Below are 3,766 nucleotides of genomic sequence, written 5' to 3' on the forward strand. Positions count from 1 at the left end.
TCGGCCGTTCGGCTTTCGCTTTCCGGCCTTTCCGACTCTATCAGATCCTATTTCGTTCCGTTGCCGGTCCGAATTCGTTTCCGATTCCCCGTCGGGGAGGGCGCCTTTTGGCTTTTCCGACTTTATCAGAAGGGATTCGGCCGAATTGATCGGCCGGGGCTTCCGGTAAGTGGTCGGTTGCGCTTCGCCGAATTGAAATTCCGGCCGAAGCGGAGAAGAGACTACCCGTCGCGGATGAACTTGTCCAGTTCGTTGCAACCGTTCGAATCTACCTCCCCCAGATGCTCGTGTCAACGGGCTCCTGGGGCGAAGAGGAGATTAGCAGGTCAGCAGGGCTCGATGCACATCACGCGGCGGTCGGGACGGTGGCTTCGCGGTCGGTGAGGTCGATGTCGCCGGTGGATCCGGCGCGTACGGCGCGGCCGCCCAGGACATGGACGTACAGGAGGAAAGCCAGTTCGGCGGCAATGCCGATGCCTATGCGGGCCCATGTGGGCAGGCCGGAAGGGGTGACGAAGCCTTCGAGTACGCCGGATATGAAGAGCACCGCGGCGAGTCCGATGGCGACGCCGAGGGCGGAGCGGCCCTCTTCGGCCAGGGCGGTCCGGCGGGTGCGCGGGCCCGGGTCGATAAGGGTCCAGCCCAGGCGGAGGCCGATGCCGGCCGCGATGAAGACGGCGGTCAGTTCGAGGAGGCCGTGCGGAAGGATCAGTCCGAGGAAGGTGTCGAGGCGGCCGGCCGAGGACATCAGGCCGATGCCGACGCCCAGGTTGAGCATGTTCTGGAAGAGGATCCACAGGACGGGGAGGCCGGCGAAGGCTCCCAGGACCAGGCACAGGGCGACGGCCTGGGCGTTGTTCGTCCATACCTGGGCGGCGAAGGATGCGGCGGGGTGGCTGGAGTAGTACGTCTCGTACTGGCCGCCGGGGCGGGTCATGTTGCGTAGGTCCTCCTGGGCGCCGATCGCCGCCTGGACCTCGGGGTGTGCGGCTATCCACCAGCCGATGAGGGCGGCGACCGCGGTGGAGAGGATCGCGGTCGGGATCCACCAGTGGCGCAGGCGGTAGACCGCTGCGGGGAAAGCCGTGGTGAAGAAGTGGGCGGCGTCGCGCCAGGAGGCCTTGCGGGCGCCGGTGACCGTGCTGCGGGCGCGGGCCACAAGAGAGGTCAGGCGGCTGGTCAGCACGGGGTCCGGGGCGCTGGAGAGGAGGAGGGAGAGGTGGGTGGTGGTGCGTTGGTAGAGGGCGACCAGTTCGTCGGCCTCGGCTCCGGTGAGGCGGCGCTTGCGGTGGAGCAGAGTGTCGAGGCGGTCCCATTCGGCGCCGTGGGCCGTGACGAAGACATCGAGGTCCATCTGGTGTCGCTCCTCGCGGCGCCGTGGGTGGGTGCCGGATCAGCTTGGCAGACTGGCCCTGTCCGGCGTGGGGTGGGCGGGATTTCGGGGATCGAGAGGGAGTGGGGCGCGGCGTGAGTGAGCTCGTAACGGGTGAAGCGGTGGTGCTGGGGCTGCGGCCGGCCAGGCTGCCGAGCCGGGGGCTGGCGGTGGCCGTCGATGTGGCTGTGGCCTGGGCGGTCTACCTCGGTGTATCGCTGCTGCTGTTGAGCGCGACATCGTCGATGGACAGTGCGGCGTTGGCGGCCGTATCGGTGGCGACGTTCGTGCTGGTGCAGGTCGGGATACCCATCGTCATCGAGACGCTGAGCAATGGCCGGTCGCTGGGGAAGCTGGTCTGCGGGCTGCGGGTCGTACGGGAGGACGGCGGGCCGATCCGGTTCCGGCACGCGTTGGTGCGCGGGGCGATGGGGGCCATCGAGATCGTGATGACGATGGGAGTGGTGGCGGCGATCGCCTCCTTGCTGTCGGCGCGGGGGCGTCGGGTGGGGGATGTGTTCGCGGGGACGTTGGTCATACGGGAGCGGCTGCCGGTGGCGGAGGCGGGGGTGGCGCTGCCGCCACCGCCTCCGTGGCTGGTGGCGGAGGTCGGAGCGCTGGATCTGTCGCGGGTGCCCGATGGGTGGTGGCTGACGGTGCGGCAGTACCTGACGCGGATGGGGCAGCTCGATCCGCAGGTCGGCGGAGTGATGGCGGGGCGGCTGGCGGAGGACCTGCGGGGGTTCACCGGGGTGCCGGGGCCTGCGGGGGTGCATCCGGCGGCGTATCTGGCGGCGGTGGTCGGGGAACGGCAGGCACGGGAATCGCAGCGGGTGTTCGGGGTGTCGGCGGCTGCCGGGACGTCGTCGGCCGTCGGGGCGCCGGGGGTTGCCGGTGGTGGGGAGTCTTGGCGTGGTGGGCCGGCGGGGTCGGTTCAGCCCGTGGGGGTGGCGGGAGATGCCGCGTCGTCGGGGATGGCGGAGGGCCCGGGGACGGCAGGGGGTGTGGTGTCGCCGGCGTCGATGGGGGTCTGGGCGCCGCCCGGGGGTGAGGCGGGGGCTTTTGGGGCCGGTGGTGGAGCTGGGGCCCAGGCTGAGCTGACGCGTCATGACGGTGTCGGGTCGCTCGGGGTGCCGGGGCGGGACGGCCGTGGGGGCGAGGAGGCGGGCCGCGAAGGAGGAAGGCCGCCGCGTACGGGGTTCGCGCCGCCGGTGTGAGCCCACCGGTGTGAGGTGGGGTGCGGGAGCCGGCCGGTGGGGTCGTCGGGTGCCCGGGGGCTGGTGCCGCTCGGGGCCTGGCGCTTCGGCGCTCGGTGCGTGGCGTGTTCCGCGCCGGCTCTGGCGTGCTGTGCCGGGTCGTGCTGTGACCGGTGAGGGGCGAGGCCGGCGGAACGGGCGGGTCAGGGGAACGTCGACGGTGGGGATTCGAGGGATTCGAGTTCGATGCCGGGGGCGGAGAGGACCACGTCGCCAGCGATGTGGATGGCGTGCTGTTCGCCGGTTTCCAGGTCGTTGACCTGGTATTCGTCGGCGATGAGGGGGGCGTTGTCAGTGGCGTGTGGTGTGCTTTTCACCAGGGCCCAGGACTGGTCGAGCGTGCGGGGGGCGAGGACGGGGGGTGTGAAGGCGACGAGACGGGTGCGGACGGCGCCGGCACCGAGGGCGGGGCGCAGGAGGCGCGCGGTGGCGATGAGAAATGCGGGGGACGCGCCGGTGAAGGCATGGGCGGGGACGTTGCCTTCGGTGGCGTGTTCACCGGTCGGATCGGTGCGTACCCAGGTGACGCCCTCCAGGGCGGCGCCGCGGACCTGCCAGGCGGAGGCGTGGAGTTCGAGGCGGATGGGGCGGCCGAGCTCGTCGAGGGTGAGGTCGACGGAGCCGATGTGGTCGCCGGAAGGGTTGACGATCTGGGAGACATAGCGCCAGCCGGAGGGGCCGGTGGCGCAGTGGAAGTGCTCTTCACCCAGGGGGGTGTGATCGTGCGGGTCGTGGAGGGAGTAGTGGCCGCGGGGCATAGGGGGTCAGGTCCTTCGGGCGGCGATGTGCCGGTGAGTCGGGGTCGGCGGGTCTGTGCGGGGTCGTTATGGGCCAGGCCCCCGCCGTGAGGGGCGAGGGCCTGGAATCACCGGCTGCTGTGGGGAACACCAACCGGCCGGCGGGGCCGAGCGGTTGGTGATCGCCCGCTGGATCAGTAGCGGTAGTGGTCGGGCTTGTACGGGCCCTCGATCTGGACGCCGATGTAGGCGGCCTGCTCGGGACGCAGCTCGGTGAGCTTGACGCCCAGTGCGTCGAGGTGGAGACGGGCCACCTTCTCGTCCAGGTGCTTGGGCAGCACGTAGACGTCGGTGGGGTACTCCTGCGGCTTGGTGAACAGCTCGATCTGGGCCAGCGTCTG

General features: G+C 70.6%; 4 protein-coding genes. 1 reads left to right on the forward strand and 3 read right to left on the reverse strand.

Annotation, left to right across the window (positions count from 1 at the left end):
- Positions 1–346: 346 nt before the first annotated feature.
- Entirely contained in the window at positions 347–1,354 is a 1,008-nt protein-coding gene (locus tag ACWGI6_RS38070) for a stage II sporulation protein M (protein WP_453271756.1), read from the reverse strand.
- A gap of 113 nt (positions 1,355–1,467) precedes the next feature.
- Here ACWGI6_RS38070 and ACWGI6_RS38075 point away from each other — a divergent pair, with 113 nt between their 5' ends.
- Positions 1,468–2,589 (forward strand): RDD family protein, encoded by a 1,122-nt coding sequence (locus ACWGI6_RS38075; protein WP_453271757.1) that lies wholly within the window; start codon positions 1,468–1,470, stop codon positions 2,587–2,589.
- Positions 2,590–2,771: 182 nt separating this feature from the next.
- Here ACWGI6_RS38075 and ACWGI6_RS38080 read toward each other — a convergent pair whose 3' ends face one another.
- Positions 2,772–3,386, reverse strand: coding sequence for a hypothetical protein (locus ACWGI6_RS38080; RefSeq protein ID WP_453271758.1), 615 nt, complete (start codon positions 3,384–3,386; stop codon positions 2,772–2,774).
- 173 nt (positions 3,387–3,559) lie between these two features.
- The coding region (locus tag ACWGI6_RS38085; protein ID WP_453271759.1) for an adenosylhomocysteinase at positions 3,560–3,766 on the reverse strand (207 nt) is incomplete at its 5' end.

It is taken from the genome of Streptomyces sp. NPDC054786, from assembly GCF_053611685.1.